Here is a 26606-nt window from a genome sequence, read left to right as displayed (position 1 = left end):
CTCGGCGCGCTGGGCGCGGGTCGCCCACGGCGTCGCACCCCTGACGGCGGCGGCCGTGTGGTCGGCGGCCGCCGTGGCGACGGTGCCGGGCCTGGGCCCCGTGGCGCCCGCGTGGGCGCTGGTGCTCGCGGCGGCTGCGGTGCGGGCCGCCTACCGTCCGCCGCCCAAGTACCGCATGCCCGCGGTCAGCACCCCGATGGGCGGCGTGCCGCCCACGACCGGGATGACGCAGGGCGTCGACGTCGTGCTCGTCGGCACCCTGCCGACGGCGCTGGCGCTCTACGTCGGCGTCACGACGCCGATCCTGGTCGCGGTGCAGTGGGGCGTGGCGCTCGCGCTCGTCGCGGCGCTGGTCGCCGCCTCGGGCCGCCGCCCCAAGCCCTGACCGCGCGCCGGCACCACCCCGCCCCGCCCCGGCCCGCCACCCGGCCCGCGCGAGTCCGTGCGCCCGTCGGTGCTGGTGGGACGGGTGGGGCTCAGGTGAGCACCAGCGGCCCCACCCGCCCCATCGGTCACCCAGGGCGCACGGAAGCGCCGGGGCGCCGAGCCACGCGGTCGCGTCGGCCGGGTCAGCGGGGCCAGGCGGTCGCGATCGCCTCGAGGCTCGCGATGCGGCGGTCGCGGTCGATCGACGGCGTGACCAGGACCAGCTCGTCCACCTGGGCACGCTGCTGCAGGTCGCGCAGCCGGTCGACCACGACGTCGGCCGGGCCCGTCACCATCCGCTGGTCGGGCCCCTCGACGAGCCGGCGCGACGCGAACGCGCTAGATGCCGCGTACGTGCGCACGTCCTCCGGACGCAGCGGCTCGCGGATGTTGCGGGCCAGGTTCTGCATGGTCAGGGACCAGCCGGCCTCGAACTCGCCGATCGCCTGCTCGTCGTCGCTCGCGAACGCCAGGACCGACATCGCGGACCACGGCCCGGCACCGTCCGGCCCGGGGCGGAACTCCGCGCGGTAGCGGCGCAGCGCGTCGATCGCCAGGTCGGGGCTCATGTGGTGCGCGAACACCGTGCGCAGCCCGTTGATCGCGGCGAACTGCGGGCCGTACGGGCTCGAGCCCAGGACGAACACCGGTGGCTTCTCGTCCACCACGGGCGCCGCCACGAGGCGCCCGTAGGGGTGCCCCTCGGGGAACCCGTCGCCGAGGAAGGCGAGGAGCTCGGCGACCTGTCCGGGGAACTCGGAGCCGACGTCGACCTGCGCGCCGCGGCGCAGCACGTGCGCGGTCAGGGGGTCCGTCCCCGGCGCGCGGCCGAGGCCCAGGTCGATCCGGCCGGGGTAGAGCCCGAGCAGGGTGCGGAAGGTCTCCGCGACCTTGAAGGGCGCGTGGTTGGGCAGCATGATCCCGGCCGCACCCACGCGCAGCGTCGTCGTGCGTGCCGCGACGGCAGCGACCAGGATCTCCGGCGCGCTGCACGCGAGGGTCTGCATGTTGTGGTGCTCCGAGACCCAGTAGCGCCGGAGCCCGGCGGCCTCGACCGCCTGCGCGACGCGGATCGCGCCCTGCAGCGCGTCGTGCGCGCTCTCGCCGTGCTCGATCCCGACGAAGTCGAGGACCGCGAGCGGGAGGGTCCCGGTGGCGCCCGGGGAGGGCTGGGGCGTCGCGCCGTCGGCGGCGTCGGGGGCGGGTGCTGCGGCGGGGGTCGGGTGGCTCACGTGGGGGCAACCCGAGGGGGCAGGTGCGGCATTCCGCCGCACCGACCCCTTGTCGCTGCGCTCCGTCAGCAGTAACTTACGGTTCGTGGCCACTTACGGATCCGTCCTCGAGGCGCTCGCCGACCCGACGCGGCGCGCGGTGCTCGAGCAGGTCGCGGCGGCGCCCCGTCCGGTGGGGGAGCTCGCCGCGTCGTTGCCCGTGAGCCGCCCGGCCGTCTCGCAGCACCTGAGGGTGCTCAAGGAGGCCGGGCTCGTCCACGACCACGCGCGGGGCACGCGCCGCATCTACGAGCTCGACACCGCCGGCGTCGCCGCCCTCCGCGAGTACCTCGACCGGTTCTGGACGCGGCGGCTGGCTGCGTTCGCCGACTTCGTGGAGTCCGGCGCCACGCCCGGACCCGCTGGCACGCCCGGTGCCAACCCCGGCGCACCACCCCAGGAGAGGACGACGCGATGACCGTCGACAAGCACGTGGCGGCCGAGGTCGCCGTCGCCCCGATCGTGGCGCAGGTGCGGGTGAGCGCGCCGCCGGCCACGGTCTTCGAGGCGTTCACGGCGAGGATGGAGCGGTGGTGGGACCCCGGTCACTCCATCGGGGCGCAGCCGTTCACCCGCATCGGCCTGGAGCCGGAGGTGGGCGGCCGCTGGTACGAGCGCGACGCGGCGGGGGTCGAGTGCGACTGGGGCCGCGTCCTCGCGTGGGAGCCGCCGAGCCGCGTCCTGCTGACCTGGCAGATCGGCGCGGACTGGACGTACGACCCCGCGCTCGTGACGCAGGTCGAGGTCACGTTCACGCCCGCCGACGGCGGCGGCACGCTGGTGCGCCTCGAGCACCGCGGGCTCGAGTCCTACGGGGCGGCGGCGGCAGAGATGTCCGCGACCTACGGCTCCGCCCACGGCTGGGCCGGTCTGCTCGAGCGCCTCGGCGCCCGGCTCGGCGCCTGAGCGCCGGCCCCTGAGCGCCGGCTCCCGTCAGCGGGGCCGCGCCTGCGCGTCGTCGAGCCGGACCTGCGCGGGCTCCAGGCTCGTCACGGTGGTGAGCAGGAAGGCCGAGTCCTCGACCGCCACGACGCCGTGCCGCTCGTGCGTGAGGCGCGCGAGCTGGCCGGCGGCGATCTCGTCCACCTCCATGCCGGTGACGCGCACGCGCCCGGCGAGCACGAAGACGCTCGCCGCCGGCGGGGAGTTGTGCTCGGCCAGCTCGGACCCCGCGGTGAGGGCGATGACCGTCTGACGCAGGACGCCGTCGTGCAGCACGAGCTCGGCGCTGCGGCCGTGCGGCGAGGCGTGCGCGGCCGCGAGGTGCGAGCGCGTGAGGTCGGCGAGGTCGGGAAGGTCGGTCAGGTGCGGCACGGGTTCCTCCATCGTCGTCCGGTGCCCCATGGTCCCGTCCCGAGGCTCCGAGGGCGAGCGGACGTCAGCGGCGCGGCCACGACCACGGCGGCCCGTCGAGCCTGCCCTGCCCGACGACGGTCGTCGCGCCCTCCGCGCGCTCCAGCTCGAGGAGCAGGGCCTCGCCCCGCAGCGCGCGCACCAGGTCACCCGAGTGGGTCACGAGCACGACCTGGGACCGGGTCGCGGCCTCGACCACGAGCGCCGCGAGCGCCGGCATCAGGCTGGGGTGCAGGCTCGCCTCCGGCTCGTTGAGGACCAGGAGCCCGGGCGGGCGCGGGGAGAGCAGCGCGGCCGCGAGGAGGAGGTAGCGCAGCGTGCCGTCCGACAGCTCGGCCGCACCGAGCGGACGACGCAGGCCGGGCTGGTGCAGCGCCAGGCGGCAGGCTCCCTCGCCGTCCTCCACGATCTCCAGCCGCGCCCCGTCGAAGGCGTTCTCGACCGCGGCGTCCAGGACCGCACCGACCCCCACGCGCTGGATCGTGAGCAGGGCGGCGGCGAGGTCCTCGCCGCCCGCACCGAGCACGGGCGTGTAGGTGGCGACCGCCGGACGCCGGGCCCCGGCCCCGGGGTCGGTCCGGAAGTGGTCGTAGAACCGCCAGCGCCGCGCCTGCTCGCGGACCGCGTAGAGCTCGGGCGTCTGCGTCGGGTCGGCGAGCGCGGACATGAGCGACTCGTGGTCGCCCAACCGCCAGTCCGCGGTCCGCCACGAGCCGTCGTCGGACCGGGTGCGCACGCGCGGGCCGTGGCGGTCGGCGACCAGCGTCGCGGGGCGCAGCACCGGGCCGGACCAGACCGCCTCGACCTTGATCTCGGGGTCCTGCTCGAACGGGCTGACGCCGGGCTGGGGGAGCCCGAGGTCGATCGCGTACGACAGGTCGTCGCTGGAGAAGCCGAGGCGCATCGCGACAGCCGCCCGGTCGCGCGGACCGGCGTGCAGGGCCGAGCGCATCCCGCCCTCCTGCGCGAGCGTCGAGATGGCACCCTCGCGCGCGAGGTCGGCGAGCAGGCGCAGCGCCCGGTAGAAGCTGGTCTTGCCGCTCCCGTTGGGGCCCGTCACGACGGTGAGGGTCTCGAGCGCCGTGGTGACCTCGCGCAGCGAGCGGTAGTTCTCGATGGCCACGGTCCGGATCATGGTCCGCACGCTAGCCGCGCCCGCCGACAGCCGCGTCAGTGCTGAGGCGCCTCCTCGACCGGGCGCTCGTCCGCGTGGGCGACGTGCCGCAGCTCGCGCCAGATCAGGACGACGAAGACCGCCGACCCGACGAACGCGAACCAGAACGGCGCCGTGACGCCCCACTCACGCGCCACGAGCCCGCCGATCGCGGAGCCGACGACGAGCCCGCCGTAGCTGCCCATGAGGTTGACGCTCCCGACCCGGCCCTGCAGGGCGGTGGGCACGGCGCGCTGGCGCACCGTGACCGACGTCGTGCCCCAGACGAACGCGTGCAGGCCGAAGACGAAGAAGACCACCATCGCGACGGGCGCGCTGGTCGTCAGGGCCAGGGCCAGGTGCGTGAGCGTCTCGATCACCAGGCCGATCCGCATGAGGTCGCCGAGGCTGACGCGGCGGGTGATCCAGCCGTACGCGGTGGTGCCGAGCAGGCCCCCGATCGCCATCACCGTGGTGATGAGGCCGAAGCCGATGTCGGTCAGGCCCAGGCGCTCGGTCGCGTACAGGACGAGCACGGACCACGCCGCGCCGAAGGTCACGTTGAACACGGTGATGGTCAGCGCCAGGGTCCGCACCGCCGCGTGATTGCGGACCCAGCGGAAGCCCTCCACGACGTCGTGCCGCAGCCTGGTCCTGGCGGCCGGGCGGGGGTGGGCGGGCTTCGCCATGCGCGAGACGAGCACGGCGCCGAGGGCCACGAGCGCCGCCTGCGCGCCGAAGGGCACCACCGACCCGAGCGCGAACAGCGCCGCCCCCAGCGGCGGCCCGGCCAGCTGGTTGACCGTGATCAGGCCGGTCTGGAGGCGGGCGTTGGCGACGGCGAGGTCGTCGCGCGCGACGAGCATCGGCAGCAGCGTCTGGGCGCTGTTGTCGGCGAACACCTCGGCCGTGCCGAGCAGGAACAGGGCCGCGAGCACGAGCGCGACGGAGACGACGTCGGTCGCCAGGGCGAGGCAGAGCAGCGCGAGCACGCCCGCACGCACCAGGTCGACGACGACGACGATCCGCTGCCGGTCGAGGCGGTCGGACAGCGCGCCGGCCCACACGGCGAAGAGCAGCGGGGGCAGCCACTGGAACGTCGCGGCCGACGCGACGAGCAGGGGGTCCCGGGTCATCGACGCGACCAGGAGCGGGCCCGCCGCGAGCGCGATGCCGTCGCCCAGGTTCGAGACCCACGACGACGCCAGCAGCCAGCGGAACCCGGTGCCGAGGCGCGCGGGGACGACGGCTTCCACGAGGCGGCTCACGAGCCGACGAGCCTACCCGCGCGCCTGGGACGTTGGGCCCCCGGACCTAGGACCTGACTTTGAACCGGTGAAAGCCTGGGAGAGTACTCACCGGAGGGCGGAAGTCGCCCCCTGAGGGACCCGGACGCGAACTCCGACCCCTCATCCCCTGGGAAAGGTCAGTCATGTCCAGCACCGTCTCCACCAAGCCCGTCCGCCTCATCGGCCTCATCTCCATGATCGCTGGTGTCGTCCTCATCATCGCCGGCGCGACCGTGTGGACCATGGTCCGCAGCCAGCTCCTCGAGGAGAACATCACCGTCGCCGAGGACGCCGAGATGTTCGGTGGCAAGACCGTCGACGGCCCCCTGGACGCGTACTTCCAGGCCGACATCATCAACCAGCACGCGCTGCACTCCTCCGAGGGCAAGACCTACGCGGAGCTCGACAAGGAGGACCCGGTCCGCGCCACGATGATGAACGCGTCCTTCCTGCGCAGCTCGCTCTTCACCTCGGTGATCGCCTTCGGTGTCTCGGCCTTCGCCGGTGGCATGGGCGTCATGTTCCTCCTCATCGGCTACGCGCTCCGTTCGCTGGTCCCGGCCGGTGCCGCGATCACCCGCAAGGACGCGGCCGCCGCGACCGTCTGACCTCACCGTCTGACCCGTACCGGCTCGGCCGGTACCCAGCACGAAGGCCCCGCACCGATCGGTGCGGGGCCTTCGTGCGTCCGAGGTCGGGCGACGCCGCCCGCGGCCAGATCGGGTCCCTGGTCGGACATGTACCCTTGTGGTTACGTACCAACGCGGTTACGCTCGCCCCATGGATGCCGTCCTGCAAGCGCTCGCCGACCCGAGTCGGCGCACCGTCCTGGAGATCCTCCGGGACCACGAGGCCACCGCCGGCGAGCTCGCCGAGGCCCTGCCCATCGCCCGGCCCGGCGTCTCACGGCACCTGCGGGTGCTGCGGGAGGCGGGTCTGGTGGAGGCGCGGCAGGAGGCGCAGCGGCGCATCTACCGGCTGCGGCCCGAGGCCCTCGTCGAGGTCGACGAGTGGCTCGAGGACTACCGCGCGCTGTGGGGCAACCGCCTCGACGCGCTCCACACCGAGATCGCCCGAGGGAAGAAGGCCCGGCCATGAACCGTCCCGCGACGATGCGCGCACTCGACCCGACGACCGGAGCGATCCGGGTCGAGGACGTCTACGACACCGACATCGACGACCTGTGGGAGGCGTGCACGACGCCCGACCGGCTCGCGCGGTGGATCGCCCAGGTCTCCGGTGACCTGAGGGTGGGGGGCACCGTCGAGATGGTGTTCACCAGCACGTGGACCGGGCCGGCGCGGATCGAGGTCTGCGACGCGCCGCATCACCTCCTCCTGACCAGCCCGCTGCCCGACGGCGACGGGCAGACCCAGACCGAGGTGTGGCTGGAGGCCGAGGGCGACCGGACCCGGCTGGTCGTCGAGGAGCGCGGGCTGCCGCTCGACGAGCTGCACGTCCACGCCGCTGGCTGGCAGGCCCACCTCGAGGACCTGGGTCGCTCGCTCCACCTCGGCGGGCCCGCGCACCCCGACGGCTGGTCAGCCACCCGGCCCGCCGCGGGGTGGGAGCGCCGGTGGACCGAGCTGGCACCCGTGTACGAGGCCACGGGCGTGTCGTGACCTCCGACCTCGTCCCGCTGCACGACGCCTGGCATGGCGCGCCCGGACGGGCGACGCCCGGCTTCCGCGCGGTCCTGCTCGACTGGCGCGGCACGCTCGCGGTGGCGCCGACCACCGCGTGGCTCGCGCGGACGGCGCTCCGGGCACTGGGCCGCGACGCGTCGCCCGGAGCGGTCGAGAGCGTGGTCCGGAGGCTGCGTGCCGCCGACGCCTCACGCGTGGACTCCTCGGAGATCGACACCGACGTCGACGAGCACCAGGCCGCGTACCTGGAGTGGTTCGCCGCCGCGGGCCTGGACGACGAGCTGGCGGACGCGCTGTACGCCGCCGAGTCCGACCCGAGCCTCAACCCCTTCGCCGTCGACGTCGGCGAGCTCCTGCGCACGCTCGCGACGGCGGGGGTGAAGCTGGGCGTCGTCAGCGACATCCACGTCGACCTGCGCCCGGTCTTCGCGCAGCAGCCCGCCGGCGACGGCACGACGTGGGCCGACCTGGTCGACGTCTGGGCGCTGTCGTACGAGCTCGGTGCCGCCAAGCCGGACCCGGTCATCTTCCGGTACGCGCTCGACCGGCTGGCCCTGCCGCCGCAGGACGTCCTGATGGTCGGCGACCGCGGCGCGTGGGACGGCGCCGCGGCCGCGATCGGGATCACCACGCTGGTGCTCCCGCCCCTCACGACCGTCGGCGAGGCGCGCCTGCACCGGGTGCTCGACCTCGTGCTCCCCGGCCGGTAGCGCACGCTCACGCCGTCGTCGTCGCGCCGAGGTCGATGCTCGTCTCGTCGGCGGCCGCCGCAGACGGCCGTGCGGCGACGTGGGCGGCGATCGCCCACCCCCAGGACAGCGGGAGGAGGGCGCTGCCCTGCGTCGTGACGGTGGTGATGGCCACCATGAGGGGCGCGAAGAGCAGCACCAGGATCGCGGTGACCCTGGGGCGGAAGCCGTGCCGGAGCAGGACGATCCCGAACCAGCTCCCCGACACGCCGATGACCGCGACGGCGCCGACACCGAGGAGGAAGGCGGCGTCCATCCACGGGGTGAAGTAGGCGCCGATGACGGACACCGCCATGACGACGTAGGCGCCGAGGGTGACCCGCCAGAGCACGCGCTCCACCCCGACGGGCGCTCGGCGCCGGTACACGAGGTAGGCGGCCGCGATGAACGCCACGACGACCGGGGCCCAGAGCTTCCCGTACATGACGTAGACGGTCCACGGGTCCCCCCACTCCAGGAGCGGGCGCAGCGCACGCAGCGCAGGCTCGGCCCAGGCGGCGAAGAGGGGCGACTCGACGAGGTCGCCCGGGTGCGAGCGAGCGCGCGCCACGGCGTGCAGCTGACCCGCGACGGTGGCGACGATCGCCATGAGCCATGCGAACCGGCTGATCCACCGGGCGTGCTGTGCCGTGATCTCCATGGCGTGCTCCTCTGCTGGGCGCGGCCCCGGTCGGGGCTCGGTTCCGACGCTAGGAACCCCGGACCCGGCGGTCGTCCTGCCGCGAGACGAGCCGCGCCGCTCCTCGAGGAGGACGGGCGCCTCCTGCGGAAGGAGGACGGCCCGGTCACCCGCCCCGGCGTACCGTCGAACCGTGACCCGCAGGAGCTGGTCCTTCGACATCGCGCTCGCGCTCGCCGTCGGCGTGCTGGGGCAGCTCGAGGCGTGGTGGGGCGTCGGCGCGACGCACCGCCAGGGTCCGTTGTGGGCGCAGGCGACGCTGTACGCCGTCACGGCTGCGCTCCTGGTCGTGCGGCGGGTCCACCCGCTCGGTTGCCTGGTCGCGATCGTGGTGGTGAGCGCGGTCGAGTTCGCGGTCTTCGGGTCGCCCGAGGGCACCGCCGTCGCGCTGTCGATGCTCGTCGCCGGGTACACCGTGGGGCGGCGGCTCCCCGCCCGCCGCGCCTGGGCGGCTCCCGTGCTCGGCGTCGTCTTCTGGGCCGCCTGGTCCGTGTTCGACCCGGTGAACGACGGTGCCGCGGCCCCGGAACGGCTGGGCACGATGGTGTGGATGTCGCCGTTCGTCATCGCCTGGCTCGTCGGCGTCCTGCTGCGCCTGTCGGCGACCAACGCCGAGCAGCGTCGCGCGTCGCGCCGGCAGCAGGAGGCGCAGGCGGTCGCCGAGGAGCGCAACCGGATCGCCCGTGAGCTGCACGACGTGCTCGGGCACTCCGTCAGCGTCATGACCGTGCAGGCGTCCGCCGTGCGACGGCGGCTGACGGCGGACCAGGCCGTCGAGCGGCAGGCGCTGGAGACGGTGGAGGCCGTCGGTCGGGGGGCACTCACCGAGATGCGGCGGATGGTCAGCGCGCTGCGCCAGGCGGACGACAGCACGCTCCTGGCCCCCGCGCCGGGCCTGGACCAGGTCGACGGGCTGGCGGAGCAGTTCCGGACGGCCGGACTGCCCGTCGAGGTCAGCGTCAGCGGCACGCCGCGCGCGCTGGCACCGGCGCTGGACCTCACGGCGTACCGCATCGTGCAGGAGGGCCTGACGAACGCGCTCCGTCACGCCGACCGTCCGAACCGCGCCGAGGTCACCCTGCGCTACGCGACCGACCACATCCAGGTCGCGGTGCGCGACGACGGTCGTGGCGCCGCCCCGGCGGAGCAGGCCCCGCCGGGCAGCGGCCTTCTCGGCATGCGGGAGCGCGTCGCGGTCTTCGGTGGCTCGCTCGTGGCCAGGGCCCGGCCCGGCGGCGGCTTCGAGCTGGTCGCGTCCCTGCCTCTGGACCCGGCATGAGCGCGGCGACCGGGACGGCGGGCGCCGAGCGGATCGACGTGCTGATCGTCGACGACCAGGCGCTCGTCCGCACCGGCTTCCGGCTCGTCCTCGAGATCGAGCCCGACCTCCGCGTCGTCGGCGAGGCGGCCGACGGCGAGGCCGCCGTGGCTCGGGCGGCCGAGCTCCAGCCCGACGTCGTGCTGATGGACGTGCGCATGCCGGGCGTCGACGGGATCGAGGCGACCCGGCGACTGACCGCCGGCGGGAACGCCCCGCGCGTCGTCATGCTGACGACGTTCGACATGGACGAGTACGTCTACGACGCGCTCCGCGCCGGGGCGAGCGGCTTCCTGCTCAAGGACACCGAGCCGGAGCTCCTCGTCGCAGGGCTCCGGGCCGTCCACCGCGGCGAGGCGCTCCTCGGCCCGACCGTGGTGCGGCGCCTGATCGAGTCCTACCTCGAGCGTCCTCGGGCCGTCGACGAGGACAGCACGGCCGCAGCGCTCGCCCGGCTGACCGAGCGCGAGCGGGAGACCTTGCGGCTGCTGGCCGAGGGGCTCACCAACGCGGAGATCGCGCAGCGCCTCTACGTCGCGGAGACCACGGTGAAGACGCACGTCGGCCGAGTCCTGATGAAGCTGGACCTGCGCGACCGGGTCCACGCCGTCATCTACGCGTACGAGACGGGGCTGGTGACCGGACCGAGCCGCTGAGCTCTGGCAACGCCGCCCCTTGTTGTCGGACCCGGGGCGGGTCGATGCTGATGGTGACAGGCCTCGGCCCCCGCGGCCGGGGTCATGTCCGGGCACTGCCCATCGGGACGGCGCCCACGGGTCGACCGAGAGGCAGCTGCCATGCGCCCGAACGAGCTCGACGTGACGCTCCACCTGGACCAGGTGCTCGTCAACAAGACCGAGGACAGCGGCGGCGACGATCCGTACCTGTGGGTCCTCGGCTTCAAGGTCGACGCGGACACGATCGGGCCCCCGGCGGTGGGCACGCTCGTGCCGACCATCGGTGTCCGGACCGTCGTCGGGCCCCCCTCGCTCCCGTGGCTGGTGGGACCGGGCTCGGTGAACGCCGGCCCGACGCCGCTGACCATCCCCGCCACCCTGGGCACGCGCAGCCTGCGCCTGCGGCCTGCGCTCATCGAGGGCGCCGGGTGGTTCGACGGCCTGGCGGGGATCGTGGCCCTGGTCTGGGACCAGGACGCGTTCGCCCCCTCGACGTCGGAGGCGGGGCACGCGGCATTCAACGCGGCCTTCGGCCCGGCGCTGGCCCACGAGCTCCAGACGCTCCTCCAGGGCGACCCCGGGTATGACGCCGCGCTCAACACCGATGCGGCCGGGAACCCGCTCCCGGACCCGCCCGAGGGGTTCGGCCTGCCGTTCCGGATCAGGCGGATGGCGGACCCGGCCGGGTTGAGCAACGCCGTCCGCGAGCTCACCCGGCGGGTCAAGGGCGCGATCCGCGGGCCGATCAGGTCCGCGCTCACCGACGCGGCCGGCTGGGACGAGATCATCGACCCGGACGACCTGCTCGGTGCTGACGCTGCGGTCTTCACCGGACGCCAGCTCTCGGCCAGCCAGCAGTCGATCGTGCTCCGCTACACCGACGACGAGGCCGACTACGAGATCCGGGGCGGGGCCCGCGCGACCCGGGTGCGCCAGCACCGGCTCGCGTCGTCGGTCATCTCGCTGACCTCGACCTATGCCGACAGCGCCAGCGTGACGACGCGCGTGTGCTGGTTCCCGGAGCGCACCTACGTCGCCACCGCGACCCGCCTGACCAGCACGACGCGCCTGCAGGTCCTCAACATCGGGAACGCGGCGCCGGTGGAGGTGCGGTGGTTCCTCGACGAGACGCCCCTGCCGGCGCCCACCGGTGCGGTGCCGGTGCAGCTGAGCGGCGTCGCCGCCATCACGGGCGGTCCCGGCAAGCCGTTGGCCGACGCCTTCCCCGGCGGACCGGGCACCCTGGCGTACTCCTGCTCGGGCACGACGCTGGACCTCAGCAACGCCGCCGGCGACGGGGTGTGGTCGGGCACGGTGCGGGCGATCCTCGCCTACGCCGGCGACCCGCCCCTCATCCCGCCCTTCCCGGCCTCGTCGCAGGACATCTGGGACCGCGGCTACGAGCTCGTCGAGGACCTGAGCATCGTCACGGTCGAGGTCCGGATGGACTCGCAGTACGTCGCGGACGTGAAGCGGTGCCTGGGAACGGTCAAGGACATCGACCTGAAGCGGATCCCCGTCGTCCTCGGACCCCGCATCGACCTGGGCGACCCGCACCCGAACTGGTCGGTCCTCCAGGAGGTCGCGCGCGAGCAGGACCTGTTCGCCTCCCTCGTCGAGCGCACCCGCGAGGAGGTCCGCGGCGGGATCGCCTCGCGCCTGTCGGCCGAGCAGCTCCGGACCCTCGACACCCTGCGCGTCGAAGGGCTGCTCACCGGCGAGGAGGTGGCGACCATCCGGGCACGGGCCGCGGTCCGCTGACGTCTCGCCCTCGAACCGGTGCGTTCGTGAGGCGGCCGGTGAGCAGGAGCGTCACGGCGCCTCGGGTGCCGCGCCGGCGTCCCGTCCCCGGCGTCCGCCGGTGAGCCTCGCCAACGGATCGGCGAGGAACAGCAGCAGCAGCCAGAACATCCCGACGCGCGGGGCCACCACCGCGAGCACGAGCGCGACCAGCAGCAGCCCGAGCGCCACGGCCCCGTTGCGCAGCGTGAGCGAGCCGCGGACCTCCGCGCGCTGGAGCTCGGGCTCACGGACGGCCAGCCACTCGATGAGCAGGATGCTGCCGGTCGTCACGATCATCGTCGAGATGTACAGCGCGTTGACGGCGGGGACGTCGGTGCCGTCGTCGGCCAGGAGCTGCGTGGTGAACGGGATGAGCACGATGCTCGCGAGCCACAGGAAGTTGGCCCACAGCATCGCCCGGGAGTAGTCCTGGAGGTGCTCGAAGACCCGGTGGTGCCCCACCCAGAAGCTGGCGATGACCACGAAGCTGATGGCGAACGCGAGGAAGGTCCCGGCCTCCTGCGTGAGCAGCTCGGCCACCGTGCGCTGCTCCCCGTCCGTGACGACGTCGACCAGCGGCAGCACGAGCAGCGTGATCGCGATGGCCACCGCCGCGTCGGTGAAGTTGACGAGACGGTCAAGGCCTCGGTCCGTGCGCACGCTCGCCATCGCCGCCCCCCCTGCGTCGTCCCCAGCCTAGGAAGGTGGGCGCGGCACGGCGCGGCGTGGGCGACGGCGGGGCGCGGTCACGTCTCAACCCCGGCCGGCCGGGGCCGATGGATCGTGCGAAGACATGACCGGATGATCGAGTCGACGACGGTTCCCCTCTCACCGCTCGACGCCACGCACGATTCCCCCGAACCAAGGAGGTCGACACCGTGCGTCGAACCCTCAGCGTCGCGCTCCTGGCACTCGTCCTGACCGGCGCCTTGACGGCCTGCGGCACGAGTGGGACGCCCCCGTCGTCCGGGACTCCAGCGGCGACGCCCACCCCGTCCGAGACCGCCACACCGACAGCAGCCGATGTCGAGCTCCCTGACGAGCTCGCACTGCTCGGCGTGACCGAGGTCGACACTCCCGACGGCACGCCGTACGCCCGTGTCACCCTGGCAGCGGACCACCCGGCGCTCACGATCGACGAGACGAAGGTCGACCCTGCGGTCCTCGAGGCCGGGTACACCCACGACCAGCTGGCCCAGATCACCTCCGTCGGCGCGCTGTGGGTCGTCGAAGAGGGGGTCGACTCGATCCTGGTCGATTCCGTCCGCGTCGACGAGTGGGCTGCTGCGAACATGCACCGGTACATGGAGAGCAGCCGCCCCGACGTCCTCGAAGCGCTGGACGAACGCACCGAGGGAAAGGCGCTCAGCGCCCTCGTCGACAACGACGTCCTGGGCAAGCGCGCGGAACGCGGCTACGCCCTGGCGTACGAGCCTGGGGCTGCCAGGATCCAGAGGTTCCACATGGCCGCCGGTGAGCACACCCTGGCCCCGAACGGTGACCCTGCCGTGACGTTCACGGGATTCCTCGTTCGCCTCACGAACGCGCCCGGAGGGCAGCTCGAAGGCTCGATTCTGTGCTTCGAGCAGGCAGTCGCCTTCGCCGACGTCGACGGGCAGTGGCTCATGTCGAGCTGGCGCAACAGCTTCGTCTACGCCGACCGTGCCGTGTGCGCCGAACGCGGCTACGACGACCGCTGGGGACCCATCAGCTGAACCAGCCGGACTCCGCGCGTCCCTGGATCGCGCTGACGCCCCGGATCCGGCGCGATGGTCTTGACCCTCATGTGGGTCGAGGGCCCACAGTGGGCGCGTGCACGACGACCTGCTCAGCATCGGCGCCCTGGCCCGCGCCGGCGGCCTACCCGTCTCCGCCCTACGGTTCTACGACGCCGCCGGGGTGCTCCGCCCGGCGCACGTCGACCCGGTCACGGGCTACCGCTGGTACACCTCGGCCCAGGTCCACACGGCACGGCTGATCGCTGACCTGCGGCGGGCAGGGCTGCCCATCGTCGACCTGGTCGCCGTCCTCGAGGCCCCGCACGAGGCGCACGACGTCCTGGCCCGGCATCGTCGCCGGCTCGAGGAGGACATGACCGCGGCGGCCGCGCACCTCGATGCGGCGCAGAGCATCCTGGATCAGCCCGGTCGCTGCTCGATCGCTGCCGAGGACCTTCGCGCGGCGATCGCCGCCGTCCGGCACGCGGTCGGCGCCGACACGGCCTGGCCGGGGCTCGCCGGCGTCCTGCTCCATCTCGACGGGACCGCGCTGCGCCTCGTCGCCGGCGACCGGTCCCGCATCGCGGTCTCGACGGTGCCGGCGCGGCAGCCCTCCGGCCCCCAGACGCGCGTCGTCGCGTCACTCGCGTTCCTCGACGAGATCGCGGCGGGACCGCTGCCGGACGTCGGGCCGGTCGTTCTCGGCCCCCGCGTCCTCGAGGTCCTGGGTCGGCAGACCGAGCCGCTCGACGCGGCGTTCCCGGACTACCAGCAGCTCCTGCGCTCCAGCAGGCCGGGCGCGACCGTCGCGTCCGACGAGCTGGCCGAGAGCGTCGAAGGGGCCGGCGACATCGTCGTCCTGCGGCTCGACGGAGACCGAGTCGGTGTCACGCCCCCGCGCGACGGAGACGCGTTCGGCTTCTCGCGGACGTTCCTTCTCGACGCGGTTCGCGCCGCACGAGCGGAGACCGTCGCCCTGGCGCTCGACGAGCGGTCCGCCCTGAGTCTGACCCCGGCAGATCGCCCGGACCACGTCGGCCTCATGATGCCGATCCGCCTGCACACCTGATCCGACGAGTACCCCGCCGCCCGCCGACGGCCAACGCCGCGCACGCAGCCAGGCCCACCGCCGTCGCGCAGAGCGCCCAGCCCGGCGACGCGTGCTGGGCGAGGGCCCCGAGGATCATGGTCGTCGCCATCACCGGCACAAGCTGAACCAACCCCACGATCGCCTGCACCCGCGCGAGGTGCGTCCGGGGTGCGCTGCCGAGCACCAGCGGGGCCAACCGCGCGACGAACGCCCCGTTCCCGAACCCGAAGACCAGCGCGCCGGCGACGGCGACCGCTACCGCCCGGGGACCCTCGAGCGCCGCACCGCCCGCAAGAACGAGAGCCCCCACCGCACTCGCCGCGAGCCCGCTCGCCCCGGCAGCCACTCCCACCCGCGGAGCCAGCCGCCGACGTCGCGCCGTCAGGAGCGCCGCGCTGATCACCCCGGCACCCACCGCGCCGGCCACCACGCCGGTCGGACCCGCCCCCCAGCCCGTCGCCCGGCCGAGCAGCGGCACGAGAAGAGCCGGGACCGGCAGCATGAGCGCTGCGCCCGCGCCGGCAAGGAGGAGCGCGTCCCGCAAGCCCGGTGTTCGGGCCACGACGCGAAAGCCGTCGACCAGGTCGAGTCGCCCGCCGTGCGGCCCACCGACAGGCCGCGCGTCCGGCGACGAGCCGGGCATGTCCTGGACCGCGATGAGGACGCACAGCCCGACGCCCAGCAGCACCGCATCCCACCAGGCGATCGCCGGAAGCCCCACGGCGCCGACCAGGAGGCCACCCAGCGGCGCAGCGGCCATCAGCACGGCCTGGCTCAAGCCCTGCCGCAGCGCAAGGGCACGGGTCAGCTGGTCGTCCGGGACCAGGCGGCGCGGCTGCGAGCCCGCAGCCGGGAGGCAGAACGCGGTCACCGTGCCGAGCGCCAACGACGACGCCATGAGCAACCAGGCCGGCGACCCGAACCGCGCGAGCGCCAGAGCCAGGACGGCGGTCAGCATGAGCAGCACGGCCTCGCCGACAATGAGGATCCGGCGCGCGCCCACACGGTCGGCGACGGCCCCTCCCACGACCAGCAGGACCACGCGGGGCAGCGCGCTGAGCGTCAGGACCACGGCCGCCGTCGAGCCACCAAGTCCAGAGGCTGCCCATCCGAGGGCGAACATCAGCACGGCATCACCGAGCCGCGAGACGGTGAAGCCGCCGACCCAGGCGAGGTAGGAGCGGGGCAGCGCCCGCGGCGATGCATCAGCAACGGTCATGGCGGAACGCTCACGCCTCGACCTGGTCGAGGGTCAAGAGCAGAGGGCTCGAGCGACCTGCCGTGCCCGGCCAGCCGACCCCGAGGCGGGTCGAGCTATCCGCCGAGGTGCTGCTGCAGCGCCGCGGCGAGGAAGTCGTCGACCGCCTGGTGGTACCGGCCGGGCTGGTCGCGCCGGACGCAGTGACCCGAGTCCGGGACGACGACCGTCCGGACACGCGGGTTGTGCAGGAGCTCGGGGCGGGGTGCCATCTCCGATGTCGGAGGAACGACGAGCAGAGTCGGTACCTCCAGGTCGTTGAACAGCTCCTCCCACGCGGCGTCGCCGAGCGACAGGCCCTGTCGGATGTACTCGCGGTCCACGGCAGGCTTGCAGGCGGCCCACGCCTCGACCTCGCGCCGGCTCCACGTCGTCTCGGCCAGCATCCCCTCGACACGCTCGGGGTGGCGGGCGGGGTCGCTCATGGAGTCCAGGAAGGCGTCGTTCGCCGCGACGAAGTCCTCGTCGGGGGCGCCGTCCGTGGGCCGGGCCGGATCTTCGAGCACCAGGGCCCACACCTTCTCGGGGCGCGCCAGCGCCGTACGGAGCGCCAGCAGACCGCCGAGCGAGTGCCCCACCAGGGCGGCCGGCGCGGCCAGCGCATCGACGATGGCGACGACGTCGGCGAGGAGGACGTCGTGGGACCTCACCAGCTCGTCCTGCGTCAGGCGCGGCGAGCGCCCGTGGCCCCGAAGATCCGGCGCGTGGATGTCCCATCGAGCACCCCAGTGGCTCACCAGGTCCGGCCAGGCCGTCCCCGCCTCGGTCAGCCCGTGCAGCAGCACGACGGGCGGGGTGTCGGGGTCTCCGTAGCGGTGGATCGTGAGGGGCAGCACCGACGCCTCCGCCTGCAGTGCGCCGTCCCGGGAATCGGGACGAGCCGGGCCGTCACCCTATCCGGGCCGCGCCGCCAGAACGCTCGTCGCGATGCGGCTCGGACCGTTGAGCCCCGACGAGGGAGGAGTCGTTGGCCCTGACCTCAGCCCGATCAGGTGCCGCGGGCGGGCGGCGGCTCGAACACGACCCGGTCTCGGTCGGGGTCGTAGCGCGGTGCGAGCACGCCCGCCTCGTCGGAGAGGGGCTCCGCGCCCACCATGCTCAGACGGGTTCCGCGTACCAGGATTGCCTCGAGCGCCTCGACGTCGACGGGGGTCGCGCCCTCCAGGGTGATGTCGGTGTGCAGGCGGTGGATGGCGCCGGTGTCCCGGTCCACCAGCGCCCGTTCGAGCACCTGGGCGGCGCGTGTGCTGGAGACCGAGTCGCGGCGGTCGTGCACGATCCCCGTGGCGGCGGTGGCCGCCCGCGATACCCGGATGTTGAACGTCAGCTCGCTGACGCCGTCCGCCCAGCGGGAGTTCGACGACCCGTACCGGTGAGAGCCCCACTGGTCGGCGGGGATCTCCTCGGTGATCCAGGCGTCCACCTCGGGCGGGATGAGGTTCTCCCGGGCCGGAAGCTCGGCCCGGAACGCGGACACCGCGATGGTCGCGACCACGTCAGTGGGCAGGAAACGCACCGTCGTCGACTTGTAGTAGTTGTCGGAGTCGGTGACCCCGGCGAGCCAGACGGTCCACAGCACACGTGACATCGGTGCCCCCTGCGGCCCCTCTCGCGTGCCTCTCACGCGGGGGTCGGCCGTCCACCCAGGTCTAGCAGGGCGCAACGTCGACCGCACCCCGATACGGCCGGGGACCGCGCGCGGAGCCGGCCTCGGGCACGACGTGCGCGTGGATGGTGCGCTTGCGCGCCGGACGAGGACGAGCTGGACCGCTCCCGCACGATCGCGAGAACCAGGCTGCCCGTCGACTGTCGAGATGCAGGACAGGTTGTCCTCGTGATCGCGGTGCGGGGCGGGTTCGACGTAGCGGCTCGGTCCAGACTGGGCGGCGCCGGTGTGCCGGGTCATGGATGGCGACGACGCCGACTAGGTCGAGAACCTCGTCGCCGGATGGCTGGCTCGCTGCCATCCGCTAGACGGCAGGGGTGGCGGGAGACGGGCTCCGTTCGGTCGACTGGCGGAGAGGCGTCCGCTGAGGGTGGAGGGGAAAGCGCACAAGCACGTCAGCGACGTGCTCCGACCACCAGGTGAGCGTCACCTCGTCCGCTGTCGCGCCGATCGGAAGTAGCTCCCGCAGCGCGGCAACGTCAGCCTCTGGAAGCGCCTCACCGATCGACAGGTGAGGGACGACCTCGTCGAACGCCCCGCCGTACGGTGGCCACTGCGGGAAGGCAGCGGCGAACATCTCCGTGAGTCGGATGAAGGGCTCGGCGGGATCGGGCGCCAGATACGTGAGCCCGCCCATGAAGTGACCCACCGCGGACAGCTCAAAGTCGAAGGCTAGAACCGGCTTCAGGACCTCACGGATGGTGCCCACGAGGTCATCATCGACGTCGCCCCGGTCGACGAACGGACCGAGCAAGGTGATGTGCGGACACACGGGCGCAGGCGTGAGGCGATGAGTGATCGACTCAAGCGCTGGTACGGGAACCTGAATCACCGTGTGCCCCACACCGATGAGTCTGCCCCTCTAGGACACTGCACTCCAGAGGCGACTCAGGGGTTGCTCCCGTGCTCCCAAGACCGCGACCTGCGCACGCGGCCTCTCCCATCGGTTCCTACAACGGCGCGCCATTCCCGAACTCGGTGAACGCCAGCACTACATGCCCGCGGGAGCCATGTCGACGAAGCGCGCGTACTGGCCCTGGAAGGCGACGACGAGCGTGTCCGTGGGCCCGTTGCGGTGTTTGGCGACGATGACGTCCGCCTCGCCGGCCCGGGGCGACTCGCGCTCGTAGGCGTCCTCTCGGTGCAGCAGGATGACGATGTCGGCGTCCTGCTCGATGGAGCCGGACTCGCGCAGGTCGCTCATCTGCGGCCGCTTGTCCGTGCGCTGCTCGGCGCCACGGTTGAGCTGCGAGATCGCGATGACCGGGACCCCGAGCTCCTTCGCGAGGAGCTTGAGCGCGCGCGAGAACTCCGAGACCTCCTGCTGGCGCGACTCCACGCGCTTGCCCGAGCTCATGAGCTGCAGGTAGTCGATGACGACGAGCTTGAGGTCGTGGCGCTGCTTGAGCCGCCGGCACTTGGCCCGGATCTCCATGAGCGACATGTTCGGCGAGTCGTCGATGAACAGGGGCGCCTGCGACAGGCGGCCCATGGTCGACGCGAGCTTCTGCCAGTCGTCGTCGCGCATGGTGCCCTTGCGCATGTTCTGCAGGGGCACGCGGGCCTCGGCGGCGAGCATGCGCATGGTGATCTCGTTGCGGCTCATCTCGAGGGAGAAGATCACCGACGTCATCTGGTGCTTGATCGACGCGGACCTGACTATATCTATGCCCATTGTTGACTTTCCGATGGCCGGACGCGCCGCAAGGACGATCATCTGGCCGGGGTGCAGACCGTTCGTGAGCTTGTCGAGCTCGATGAAGCCCGTGGGCACGCCCGTCATGCCGTCGCCGCGGTTGCCCGCGGCCTCGATCTCCTCCATCGTCCCGTTGATGATGTCGGCGATCGGGAGGTAGTCCTCGCTGGTCCGCTGCTCGGTGACCGCGTAGATCTCGCCCTGGGCGCTGTTGACGATCTCGTCGACGTCGCCGCCGTCGGTCGCGTAGCCGAGCTGGACGATGCGCGTGCCCGCCTCGACGAGGCGGCGCAGGACGGCGCGCTCGCGCACGATCCGTGCGTAGTACCCGGCGTTGGCCGCCGTCGGCACCATGGAGATGAGCGTGTGCAGGTAGGGCGCGCCGCCGATGCGGGAGATCTCGCCGCGCTTGGTCAGCTCCGCCGCGACCGTGACCGCGTCGGCCGGCTCGCCGCGGCCGTACAGGTCGAGGATCGCGTCGTAGACCAGCTCGTGCGCGGGACGGTAGAAGTCCATCCCCTTGATCTGCTCGACGACGTCGGCGATCGCGTCCTTCGAGAGCATCATGCCGCCGAGCACGCTCTGCTCCGCGGGGATGTCCTGCGGGGGGGTGCGGTCGAAGCCCGGGCCGCCCGCCGGCGCGCGCCGCAGTCCCTGCTCGAGCTCGTCGATGCTCACTCAGGCCGTCCGTTCCTGTGTCTCGGGCTGCCCTCGGCAGCGAAGCGGTCGCGCACGTGTCGAACTGATGTCCTATCGCGCGCCTCCGACACCACCGCTGGCGCCCGCGACGACCGACCTCGTCTGCTTCCCTCGCGAGGTTAGGCGCCGCCCCGGCGTGTCCCCAAAGACCGGGACCTCCGTCCTGTGGGCAGACCTGGGGACGCCCTGTGGACGCGGTGCCCAGCGGTTGTGCACAGGCCGGGGACAACACTGTGGACGACGTGGCAACCTTGGCGGGAAGTGCCGCTGAGCACTGCGTTCGTCATGCACCGACTGTGGACAGGAACTCGTTGGCCGACCGTTCACCAGATGGACAGACCGTCCCCCCAGTGGGTGGGACGCTCGACCGTCGGATCCTCTCGCTCGCCGTGCCGGCCCTCGGGGCACTGGTCGCCGAGCCGCTCTTCGTCCTCGTCGACTCGGCGGTCGTCGGCACGCTGGGCACCCCGCAGCTCGCCGGCCTCGCCCTCGCGGGCACGGTCCTGATGACCCTGGTGGGACTGTGCGTCTTCCTCGCGTACACGACCACCGCCGACGTCGCCCGCAACGTCGGCGCGGGCCGTCGCGCGCACGGACTGCGCCTCGGCGTCGAGGGCCTCTGGCTGGGCGCGGGCGTCGGGGCGCTGCTCGCCGTCGCGCTCCTCGCCACCGCCCCGGCCCTGGTGACCGCCCTCGGTGCCCCGGCCGACGTCGTGCCGCACGCGGTCGCATACCTGCGCTGGTCGGCGCCGGGCCTGCCGGGCATGCTCGTCGTCCTGGCCGCCACCGGCGTGCTCCGCGGGCTCCTCGACACCCGCACGCCGCTCGTCGTCGCGGCCACGGGCGCCGTCGTCAACGCGGTCCTCAGCGTCGTCCTCGTGCTGGTCCTCGGCCTCGGGGTCGCCGGGTCCGGGCTCGGGACCGCGGTCACGCAGCTCGGCATGGGAGCCGTCCTGGCCGCGGTCGTGGCACGCGGCGCCCGGCGCGAGGGCGTCCCGCTGCGACCGAGCGCCGCGGGCCTCGGCTCCGGGCTGCGCTCCGGGGCCCCGCTCGTGGTGCGCACGCTCTCGCTGCGGGCGGCGATCCTGCTGTCCGCGTGGGTCGCCGCGGGCCTCGGCACCGTCACGCTCGCCGGTCACCAGGTGGTGGCCGCGCTGTGGGGCTTCGCCGCCTTCGCGCTCGACGCCCTCGCGATCGCCGCCCAGGCGCTCGTCGGGCAGGCGCTCGGCGCGGCCGACGTCGACCGCGTGCGCCACGTCCTGCGGCGCACCCTGCAGTGGGGCGTCGCCGCGGGAGCCGCGCTGGGTGTCGTCCTCGGCGCCGCCGGGTGGTGGCTCGCGCCGCTGTTCACGCGCGACCCCGACGTGCGCCTCGCCGTGACCGTCGCGCTCGTCGTCGTCGCCGTGACCCTGCCCATGGCCGGCTGGGTCTTCGTCCTGGACGGCGTGCTCATCGGCGCCGGGGACGGCCGCTACCTCGCGCGCGTCGGCGTCGCCACGCTCGTGGTGTACGTCCCGGCCGCCCTGGCCGTGCGCTCGCTGGCCGAGGACGGCGTCTCCGGGCTCGCCTGGTCGTGGCTCGCCTTCGCCGGCGTGTTCATGGCGGCCCGTGCGGTGACCACCGGCCTGCGTGCCCGCGGGACGGCGTGGATGATCACGGGCGCCTAGGCCGCGCCGCCCGGCCGCTCCGGGCAGCAGCGAGGCCCGGCACCCTCGCGGGTACCGGGCCTCGACCGTCGGCGGATCAGACCTGCGGGACGACCCGCACGTCGATCTGCGCCGAGACGTCCTCGTGCAGGCGGACCTGCACCGTGTACGAGCCGACCGACTTGATCGGCTGGCCGATCTCGACCTTGCGCTTGTCGATCGACGGGCCACCGGCGGCCGTGACGGCCTCGGCGATGTCCGACGTCGTGACGGCGCCGAAGAGCCGGCCGGACGCGCCGGCCTTGACGGTGATCGTCACGGGCTTGGCGCGCAGCGAGTCCGCCACGGCCTTCGCCTCGTCGAGCGTGGCGATCTCGCGGGCCTTGCGGGCCTTGCGGATGCCGGCGATCTGCTTCTCCGCGCCCTTGGACCAGGCGGTCGCGAGGCCACGCGGCACGAGGAAGTTGCGGGCGTACCCGTCCTTCACCTCGACCACGTCACCGGGAGCGCCGAGGCCGGTGACCTCGTTCGTCAGGATGAGCTTTGCCATGGGTCAGCCTCTCTCAGCGAGCCGAGCTCGAGTACGGCAGCAGGGCCATCTCGCGCGCGTTCTTGACGGCCCGCGCGATCGCGCGCTGCTCCTGGACGGACACGCCGGTCACCCGACGGGCGCGGATCTTCCCGCGGTCGGAGATGAACTTGCGCAGCAGGGCCGTGTCCTTGTAGTCGACGACGTCGATCTTGGCGGCCTTGAGCGGGTTGGTCTTCTTCTTGGGCTTACGGACGACGGGCTTCGCCATCGTGGTGCTCCTTCAGTGATGGAGCCCGGATCCGCCTGGCCGTGAGGCCGCGCGACCCGGGATGGGGGTGAGTCTGGGTGTCAGAACGGGGGCTCGTCCGAGAACGAGCCGCCGGCCGACGGTGCGGGCGTGGCCCACGGGTCGTTGTCGAACCCGCCGCCGCCCTGGGAGCTGCCGCCCTGCGAGCCGCCACCACCGCCGCCGCCGAACCCGCCGCCACCGCCGCCCGAGCGCTGGGCCCGGGTGACCTTGGCGGACGCGTAGCGCAGCGACGGGCCGACCTCGTCGACCTGGAGCTCGACGACCGTGCGCTTCTCGCCCTCGCGGGTCTCGTAGGAGCGCTGGACGAGCCGGCCGGAGGCGATGACGCGCATGCCCTTGGTGAGGGACTCCGCGACGTTCTCGGCAGCCTCGCGCCAGATCGAGCAGCGCATGAACAGCGTGTCGCCGTCCTTCCACTCGTTGCTCTGGCGGTCGAACTGCCGGGGCGTCGACGCGATCGTGAAGTTCGCGACGGCGGCACCCGACGGGGTGAAGCGCAGCTCCGGGTCCCCCGTGAGGTTCCCGATCACCGTGATGACGGTGTCTCCAGCCATGCCAGCTCCCTGTCTCGGTGCGAACGGTGCGGTGCGGTCGTGGGCGGTGCGTGCGGCGCTGTGGGCTGCCGCGGTTGCCGTGGGGCTACGGCGCTGCCGAGCGGAGGCTCAGCGAGCGTCGGGGCGCAGGACCTTGGTGCGCAGCACGGCCTCGTTCAGGCCCAGCTGGCGGTCGAGCTCCTTGGCGGTCGCCGGCTCGGCGGTGAAGTCGACGACGGCGTAGATGCCCTCGGACTTCTTCTGGATCTCGTAGGCCAGGCGACGCCGGCCCCAGATGTCGACCTTGTCGATCGAGCCACCGGCCGTCGTGATGACGGACAGGTACTTGTCGAGCGAAGGGGCGACGGTGCGCTCCTCGATGTCGGGATCGAGGATGACCATCATCTCGTAACGACGCATGCGATAACCCACCTCCTGTGGTCTCAGCGGTCACGGTCTCTCCGTGACAGGAGGGTTGTGCGTCCAGCAGCGCGCCCGGCGCCGCGGTGATGGCACCGCGGGACTCCGGGCAGCAAGGGTCCATGCTACCGGCTGCCGCCCGCGGTCACGACCAGCCCGACGGCGGCTGTGGAGGACGTCCGGCTAGGGGTTGGCACCGCCGGGGTCGGGGACGGGAGGCGTGCCCGGACCGCCCGGCTGCTCCTCGCCGCCGCCGTCGTCCTCCCCGCCACCGTCGCCGCCGCCCGGGCCACCGCCGGCAGGCCGGCCGGTCGACACGACGATGCTCACGGTCGACCCGGGGCCGGCCTCCGCGCCACCGCCGGGGCTCTGGCTGATCACGGTGCCCGCGGGGACCGAGTCGCTCGGTGCCTCCGACACGGCGACCGTGAAGCCGGCGCCGCTGAGCGTCGCCTGAGCGGACTGCGCGCTCTGCCCGACGACGTTCGGGATCGCCGTCGTGCCCGGTCCGGCCGAGACGACGACGCTCACGGCGCCGCCCTGCTCGACCTCCGCGCCACCCCCGGGGCTCTGGCTGATCACGGTGCCCTCGGGGACCGTGGCGTCGTTGGCTCGCGAGACGTCGGCGCCCAGGCCGACCGCGGACAGCGCCGCCGTCGCCTCGCCCTCGCTCATGCCGACGACCGACGGGACCTCGACCATGGGAGGCGTGTTGGGCTCGCCGATGTCCGCCCGGCTCGGGAAGTCGAGCACCTCGCGGCCCTGCATCGCGTTCGTCATGTACGACGTCCACACGTCGAGCGGCACGGAGCCACCCGTGATGCTGCGGTAGCCGCCGAACGGGGTGATCTCGGCCTCGCCGGCGCCGTCGGGCGTCGGCTGGAAGAGCGCGACAGCCGTCGTGAGGTGGCGCGTGAAGCCGACGAACCAGGCCGACTTGTTGTCGGACGACGTGCCCGTCTTGCCCGCGACGGGGTGCCCGACCGCGCGCGCCTCCGTGGCCGTGCCGCCCCTGGCCTCGACGACCTGGGTCATCGCGTAGACCGTGTCGGCCATGACGTCGGTCGGGAACGCCTGGGTGCCCGCCGTCGCGCCGGTGTAGGCCTCGCGCCCGTCCGGGTAGGTCACGGAGCGGACGATGAAGGGCTGGTACCGCACGCCGTCCGCGGCGAACGTGTTGTAGGCCGAGGCCATCTCGAGCGGCGTGACCGACGCCGGGCCGAGCACGTTCGACGGCACGTCCTCGGTGAGGTGGTCGGGAGAGATGCCCGCCTCGCGCGCGACGCGGTTGGTCTCGGCGGGGCCCACCTCGACGTTCATCTGCGCGTAGACGGTGTTGACCGACTTCGCCGTCGCCTGGACGACGTCGATCCGGCCGTAGTCCGCGTCGCCGAAGTTCGTCACCGGGCGCTCGAAGCCCTCGACGCGCACGTCGTCGTTGCCGTCGTAGCGCGACTTCAGCGAGCCACCGTTCTGCAGGTACGCGGCGAGCGTGAAGGGCTTGAACGTCGAGCCCGCCTGCGCGCGCGCCTGGGTCACGGAGTTCTGGCCCTGGCTGAGGTAGTCGGGCCCGCCGTACATCGCGACGATCGAGCCGTCCGCGGGGTTGAGCGTCACCATGCCGATGCGCAGCTCCGGGGCGTGGTCCGCGGGCATCGCCGCGACGGCCTCCTGCATCATCGACTGCAGGCCGGGGTCGATCGTGGTGACGATCCGGTAGCCGTTCATGCGGAGCTCGTCCTCGGTGATCGCACCGCTGGCGATGATCTCCCGGCGGACCTGGTCCAGCAGGTAGCCCTGCGGACCCGCGAACGTGTCCGTCGGGGCGTACTCGATCGGCGTGGGCAGCACCTGGGCGTCGCGCTCTGCCTGCGTGAGGGCACCCGTCTCCACCATGCCGTCGAGCACGTAGTTCCAGCGCTGCTCCGCCTTGGCCGGGTCGACGCGCGGGTCCCAGTTGTTCGGCGACGGGATGATCCCGGCGATCATGGCGGCCTGCGACACGTCGAGGTCCGCGACGCCCACGCCGAAGTACGCGCGCGCCGCCTCCTGGATGCCGTAGGAGTCCCGGCCGAAGTAGATCGTGTTGAGGTAGTTGGACAGGATCTCGTCCTTGTCCTGCGCGCGGTCGAGCTTGATCGCCAGCAGCGCCTCGTTCAGCTTGCCCTTGTAGTCCGAGACGGTGGAGCCGACGTAGTAGCGCTCGGCGTACTGCTGGGTGATCGAGGAGCCGCCCTGCTGCTCGCCGCCGCGCAGGTTGTTCCACAGCGCACGGACGATGCCTGCCGGGTTGATGCCGGGGTTGTCGTAGAAGGAGCGGTCCTCCGCCGCGACCACGGCGTCCTTCACGTGGTCCGGGATCTCCGCGCTGTCGACGATGGTCCGGTTCTGCTCCGCGAAGCGCCCCATCTCGGTCGCGTTGTCCGCGTACATGATCGTCGTGGTCTGCGCCTCGGCGAAGTCCGACGGCTCCGGGATCTCCGTCGTCGCGTAGAGGAAGACGAAGGCGCCGACGCCGAGGGCTACGAAGGTCAGGAACGTCCCGAGGACGAGGCGCCACGACGGCAGCCACCGCCGCACGCCGGTCTTGCCCTGGCGCGGGTAGTCCACGAGGCGACGTCGGCCGCGCGTCGCGCCGGCACCGCCGCCCGAGGCGCGGCGGGTGCCCGACGCGGGCCGGCGGCCGGCAGCCGGC

28 protein-coding genes and 1 pseudogene are annotated in these 26606 nt (G+C 73.2%); 13 read left to right on the top strand and 16 right to left on the bottom strand.

Going from position 1 to position 26606, the window contains the following annotated elements; genetic code table 11:
* A pseudogene (locus tag IDM29_RS03655) lies at nucleotides 1-385 on the top strand (hypothetical protein); the annotation flags it as partial.
* Between the two features lie 184 nt (nucleotides 386-569).
* Here the strand turns inward: IDM29_RS03655 and IDM29_RS03650 are convergent.
* Complete coding sequence (locus tag IDM29_RS03650) at nucleotides 570-1658, bottom strand: LLM class flavin-dependent oxidoreductase (RefSeq protein ID WP_182112513.1); 1089 nt, start codon at nucleotides 1656-1658, stop codon at nucleotides 570-572.
* 85 nt (nucleotides 1659-1743) lie between these two features.
* On the opposite strand from IDM29_RS03650, the gene IDM29_RS03645 reads away from it, so the two are divergent.
* A complete protein-coding gene (locus IDM29_RS03645) occupies nucleotides 1744-2115 on the top strand; it encodes a helix-turn-helix transcriptional regulator (RefSeq protein ID WP_182112514.1) in 372 nt (123 codons plus the stop codon).
* Nucleotides 2112-2603 (top strand): SRPBCC family protein, encoded by a 492-nt coding sequence (locus IDM29_RS03640; RefSeq protein ID WP_182112515.1) that lies wholly within the window; start codon nucleotides 2112-2114, stop codon nucleotides 2601-2603. The genes IDM29_RS03645 and IDM29_RS03640 overlap by 4 nt, the downstream gene beginning before the upstream one ends.
* Nucleotides 2604-2630: 27 nt before the next feature.
* Here IDM29_RS03640 and IDM29_RS03635 read toward each other — a convergent pair whose 3' ends face one another.
* From IDM29_RS03635 to IDM29_RS03625, 3 genes are all read right to left on the bottom strand, one after another.
* Nucleotides 2631-3011, bottom strand: coding sequence for a cupin (locus tag IDM29_RS03635; protein ID WP_255491687.1), 381 nt, complete (start codon nucleotides 3009-3011; stop codon nucleotides 2631-2633).
* 64 nt (nucleotides 3012-3075) lie between these two features.
* The gene (locus tag IDM29_RS03630; protein ID WP_182112516.1) at nucleotides 3076-4185 is read right to left on the bottom strand and encodes an AAA family ATPase; all 1110 of its coding nucleotides are present in this window, start codon (nucleotides 4183-4185) and stop codon (nucleotides 3076-3078) included.
* Between the two features lie 35 nt (nucleotides 4186-4220).
* On the bottom strand, nucleotides 4221-5471 hold the full coding sequence (locus IDM29_RS03625) for an MFS transporter (RefSeq protein WP_182112517.1): 1251 nt from the start codon (nucleotides 5469-5471) through the stop codon (nucleotides 4221-4223).
* Nucleotides 5472-5635: 164 nt separating this feature from the next.
* Here IDM29_RS03625 and IDM29_RS03620 point away from each other — a divergent pair, with 164 nt between their 5' ends.
* From IDM29_RS03620 to IDM29_RS17615, 4 genes are all read left to right on the top strand, one after another.
* Nucleotides 5636-6100 (top strand): aromatic ring-opening dioxygenase LigA, encoded by a 465-nt coding sequence (locus IDM29_RS03620; RefSeq protein ID WP_182112518.1) that lies wholly within the window; start codon nucleotides 5636-5638, stop codon nucleotides 6098-6100.
* A 172-nt stretch (nucleotides 6101-6272) separates the two neighbouring features.
* Nucleotides 6273-6590, top strand: coding sequence for a helix-turn-helix transcriptional regulator (locus IDM29_RS03615; RefSeq protein ID WP_182112519.1), 318 nt, complete (start codon nucleotides 6273-6275; stop codon nucleotides 6588-6590).
* Nucleotides 6587-7114, top strand: a complete 528-nt coding sequence (locus tag IDM29_RS03610; RefSeq protein ID WP_182112520.1) for an SRPBCC domain-containing protein — start codon at nucleotides 6587-6589, stop codon at nucleotides 7112-7114. The genes IDM29_RS03615 and IDM29_RS03610 overlap by 4 nt, the downstream gene beginning before the upstream one ends.
* A complete protein-coding gene (locus tag IDM29_RS17615) occupies nucleotides 7111-7848 on the top strand; it encodes an HAD family hydrolase (protein ID WP_220457985.1) in 738 nt (245 codons plus the stop codon). Before IDM29_RS03610 ends, IDM29_RS17615 begins: the two co-directional genes overlap by 4 nt.
* Before the next feature lie 7 nt (nucleotides 7849-7855).
* On the opposite strand, the gene IDM29_RS03600 is transcribed toward IDM29_RS17615, so the two are convergent.
* On the bottom strand, nucleotides 7856-8527 hold the full coding sequence (locus tag IDM29_RS03600) for a hypothetical protein (RefSeq protein ID WP_182112521.1): 672 nt from the start codon (nucleotides 8525-8527) through the stop codon (nucleotides 7856-7858).
* 172 nt (nucleotides 8528-8699) lie between these two features.
* Between IDM29_RS03600 and IDM29_RS17610 the strand changes: the two genes are divergently transcribed.
* From IDM29_RS17610 to IDM29_RS03585, 3 genes are all read left to right on the top strand, one after another.
* The gene (locus IDM29_RS17610) at nucleotides 8700-9845 is read left to right on the top strand and encodes a sensor histidine kinase (RefSeq protein WP_182112522.1); all 1146 of its coding nucleotides are present in this window, start codon (nucleotides 8700-8702) and stop codon (nucleotides 9843-9845) included.
* Complete coding sequence (locus IDM29_RS03590) at nucleotides 9842-10540, top strand: response regulator transcription factor (protein WP_182112523.1); 699 nt, start codon at nucleotides 9842-9844, stop codon at nucleotides 10538-10540. Before IDM29_RS17610 ends, IDM29_RS03590 begins: the two co-directional genes overlap by 4 nt.
* A 141-nt stretch (nucleotides 10541-10681) precedes the next feature.
* Entirely contained in the window at nucleotides 10682-12322 is a 1641-nt protein-coding gene (locus IDM29_RS03585; protein WP_182112524.1) for a hypothetical protein, read from the top strand.
* A 51-nt stretch (nucleotides 12323-12373) separates the two neighbouring features.
* Here IDM29_RS03585 and IDM29_RS03580 read toward each other — a convergent pair whose 3' ends face one another.
* The gene (locus tag IDM29_RS03580; protein WP_182112525.1) at nucleotides 12374-13003 is read right to left on the bottom strand and encodes a TMEM175 family protein; all 630 of its coding nucleotides are present in this window, start codon (nucleotides 13001-13003) and stop codon (nucleotides 12374-12376) included.
* 398 nt (nucleotides 13004-13401) lie between these two features.
* On the opposite strand from IDM29_RS03580, the gene IDM29_RS03575 reads away from it, so the two are divergent.
* Entirely contained in the window at nucleotides 13402-14058 is a 657-nt protein-coding gene (locus tag IDM29_RS03575) for a hypothetical protein (protein ID WP_182112526.1), read from the top strand.
* 97 nt (nucleotides 14059-14155) lie between these two features.
* A complete protein-coding gene (locus tag IDM29_RS03570) occupies nucleotides 14156-15130 on the top strand; it encodes a MerR family transcriptional regulator (protein WP_182112527.1) in 975 nt (324 codons plus the stop codon).
* Here IDM29_RS03570 and IDM29_RS03565 read toward each other — a convergent pair.
* The 5 genes from IDM29_RS03565 to dnaB all read right to left on the bottom strand — a co-directional run bounded on the left by IDM29_RS03565 (nucleotide 15102) and on the right by dnaB (nucleotide 20449).
* Entirely contained in the window at nucleotides 15102-16370 is a 1269-nt protein-coding gene (locus IDM29_RS03565; RefSeq protein ID WP_182112528.1) for an MFS transporter, read from the bottom strand. The two genes, IDM29_RS03570 and IDM29_RS03565, sit on opposite strands and share 29 nt — an antisense overlap.
* A gap of 95 nt (nucleotides 16371-16465) precedes the next feature.
* Nucleotides 16466-17245, bottom strand: a complete 780-nt coding sequence (locus IDM29_RS03560) for an alpha/beta fold hydrolase (RefSeq protein ID WP_182112529.1) — start codon at nucleotides 17243-17245, stop codon at nucleotides 16466-16468.
* Between the two features lie 152 nt (nucleotides 17246-17397).
* Nucleotides 17398-17997 carry a hypothetical protein gene (locus tag IDM29_RS03555; protein WP_182112530.1) on the bottom strand — a complete coding sequence of 200 codons (600 nt, stop codon included), beginning with the start codon at nucleotides 17995-17997 and terminating at the stop codon, nucleotides 17398-17400.
* Between the two features lie 382 nt (nucleotides 17998-18379).
* Entirely contained in the window at nucleotides 18380-18919 is a 540-nt protein-coding gene (locus IDM29_RS03550; protein WP_182112531.1) for a 2'-5' RNA ligase family protein, read from the bottom strand.
* 147 nt (nucleotides 18920-19066) lie between these two features.
* Entirely contained in the window at nucleotides 19067-20449 is a 1383-nt protein-coding gene (dnaB, locus tag IDM29_RS03545) for a replicative DNA helicase (protein ID WP_182112532.1), read from the bottom strand.
* A 371-nt stretch (nucleotides 20450-20820) separates the two neighbouring features.
* Here dnaB and IDM29_RS03540 point away from each other — a divergent pair, with 371 nt between their 5' ends.
* Entirely contained in the window at nucleotides 20821-22137 is a 1317-nt protein-coding gene (locus IDM29_RS03540) for an MATE family efflux transporter (RefSeq protein WP_255491689.1), read from the top strand.
* Nucleotides 22138-22213: 76 nt separating this feature from the next.
* Here the strand turns inward: IDM29_RS03540 and rplI are convergent, their stop codons facing one another.
* From rplI to IDM29_RS03515, 5 genes are all read right to left on the bottom strand, one after another.
* Nucleotides 22214-22666 carry a 50S ribosomal protein L9 gene (gene rplI, locus IDM29_RS03535; RefSeq protein ID WP_182112534.1) on the bottom strand — a complete coding sequence of 151 codons (453 nt, stop codon included), beginning with the start codon at nucleotides 22664-22666 and terminating at the stop codon, nucleotides 22214-22216.
* 13 nt (nucleotides 22667-22679) lie between these two features.
* Nucleotides 22680-22916: a 30S ribosomal protein S18 gene (gene rpsR, locus IDM29_RS03530; RefSeq protein WP_034221340.1), complete on the bottom strand. Its 237-nt coding sequence runs from the start codon at nucleotides 22914-22916 to the stop codon at nucleotides 22680-22682.
* Between the two features lie 80 nt (nucleotides 22917-22996).
* Nucleotides 22997-23512, bottom strand: coding sequence for a single-stranded DNA-binding protein (locus IDM29_RS03525; protein ID WP_182112535.1), 516 nt, complete (start codon nucleotides 23510-23512; stop codon nucleotides 22997-22999).
* Between the two features lie 108 nt (nucleotides 23513-23620).
* Entirely contained in the window at nucleotides 23621-23911 is a 291-nt protein-coding gene (rpsF, locus tag IDM29_RS03520; RefSeq protein WP_182112536.1) for a 30S ribosomal protein S6, read from the bottom strand.
* Nucleotides 23912-24094: 183 nt separating this feature from the next.
* The coding region (locus IDM29_RS03515; RefSeq protein WP_223147931.1) for a transglycosylase domain-containing protein at nucleotides 24095-26606 on the bottom strand (2512 nt) is incomplete at its 5' end.

Origin of the sequence: Actinotalea sp. JY-7885, assembly GCF_014525465.1 — a bacterium.
Classification (GTDB): Bacteria; Actinomycetota; Actinomycetes; order Actinomycetales; family Cellulomonadaceae; genus Actinotalea.
Note: the sequence above shows the minus strand (reverse complement) of the source record. Positions and strands in the feature narration are given on the sequence as shown.

Excerpts from the sequence above, each read along its gene's own strand:
- IDM29_RS03640 (WP_182112515.1), top strand. The coding sequence starts at position 2,112 with ATGACCGTCGACAAGCACGTGGCGGCCGAGGTCGCCGTCGCCCCGATC.
- IDM29_RS03630 (WP_182112516.1), bottom strand. The coding sequence starts at position 4,185 with ATGATCCGGACCGTGGCCATCGAGAACTACCGCTCGCTGCGCGAGGTC.
- IDM29_RS03620 (WP_182112518.1), top strand. The coding sequence starts at position 5,636 with ATGTCCAGCACCGTCTCCACCAAGCCCGTCCGCCTCATCGGCCTCATC.
- IDM29_RS03615 (WP_182112519.1), top strand. The coding sequence starts at position 6,273 with ATGGATGCCGTCCTGCAAGCGCTCGCCGACCCGAGTCGGCGCACCGTC.
- IDM29_RS03610 (WP_182112520.1), top strand. The coding sequence starts at position 6,587 with ATGAACCGTCCCGCGACGATGCGCGCACTCGACCCGACGACCGGAGCG.
- IDM29_RS03600 (WP_182112521.1), bottom strand. The coding sequence starts at position 8,527 with ATGGAGATCACGGCACAGCACGCCCGGTGGATCAGCCGGTTCGCATGG.
- IDM29_RS03590 (WP_182112523.1), top strand. The coding sequence starts at position 9,842 with ATGAGCGCGGCGACCGGGACGGCGGGCGCCGAGCGGATCGACGTGCTG.
- IDM29_RS03585 (WP_182112524.1), top strand. The coding sequence starts at position 10,682 with ATGCGCCCGAACGAGCTCGACGTGACGCTCCACCTGGACCAGGTGCTC.
- IDM29_RS03565 (WP_182112528.1), bottom strand. The coding sequence starts at position 16,370 with ATGACCGTTGCTGATGCATCGCCGCGGGCGCTGCCCCGCTCCTACCTC.
- IDM29_RS03555 (WP_182112530.1), bottom strand. The coding sequence starts at position 17,997 with ATGTCACGTGTGCTGTGGACCGTCTGGCTCGCCGGGGTCACCGACTCC.
- rplI (WP_182112534.1), bottom strand. The coding sequence starts at position 22,666 with ATGGCAAAGCTCATCCTGACGAACGAGGTCACCGGCCTCGGCGCTCCC.
- rpsR (WP_034221340.1), bottom strand. The coding sequence starts at position 22,916 with ATGGCGAAGCCCGTCGTCCGTAAGCCCAAGAAGAAGACCAACCCGCTC.
- IDM29_RS03525 (WP_182112535.1), bottom strand. The coding sequence starts at position 23,512 with ATGGCTGGAGACACCGTCATCACGGTGATCGGGAACCTCACGGGGGAC.
- rpsF (WP_182112536.1), bottom strand. The coding sequence starts at position 23,911 with ATGCGTCGTTACGAGATGATGGTCATCCTCGATCCCGACATCGAGGAG.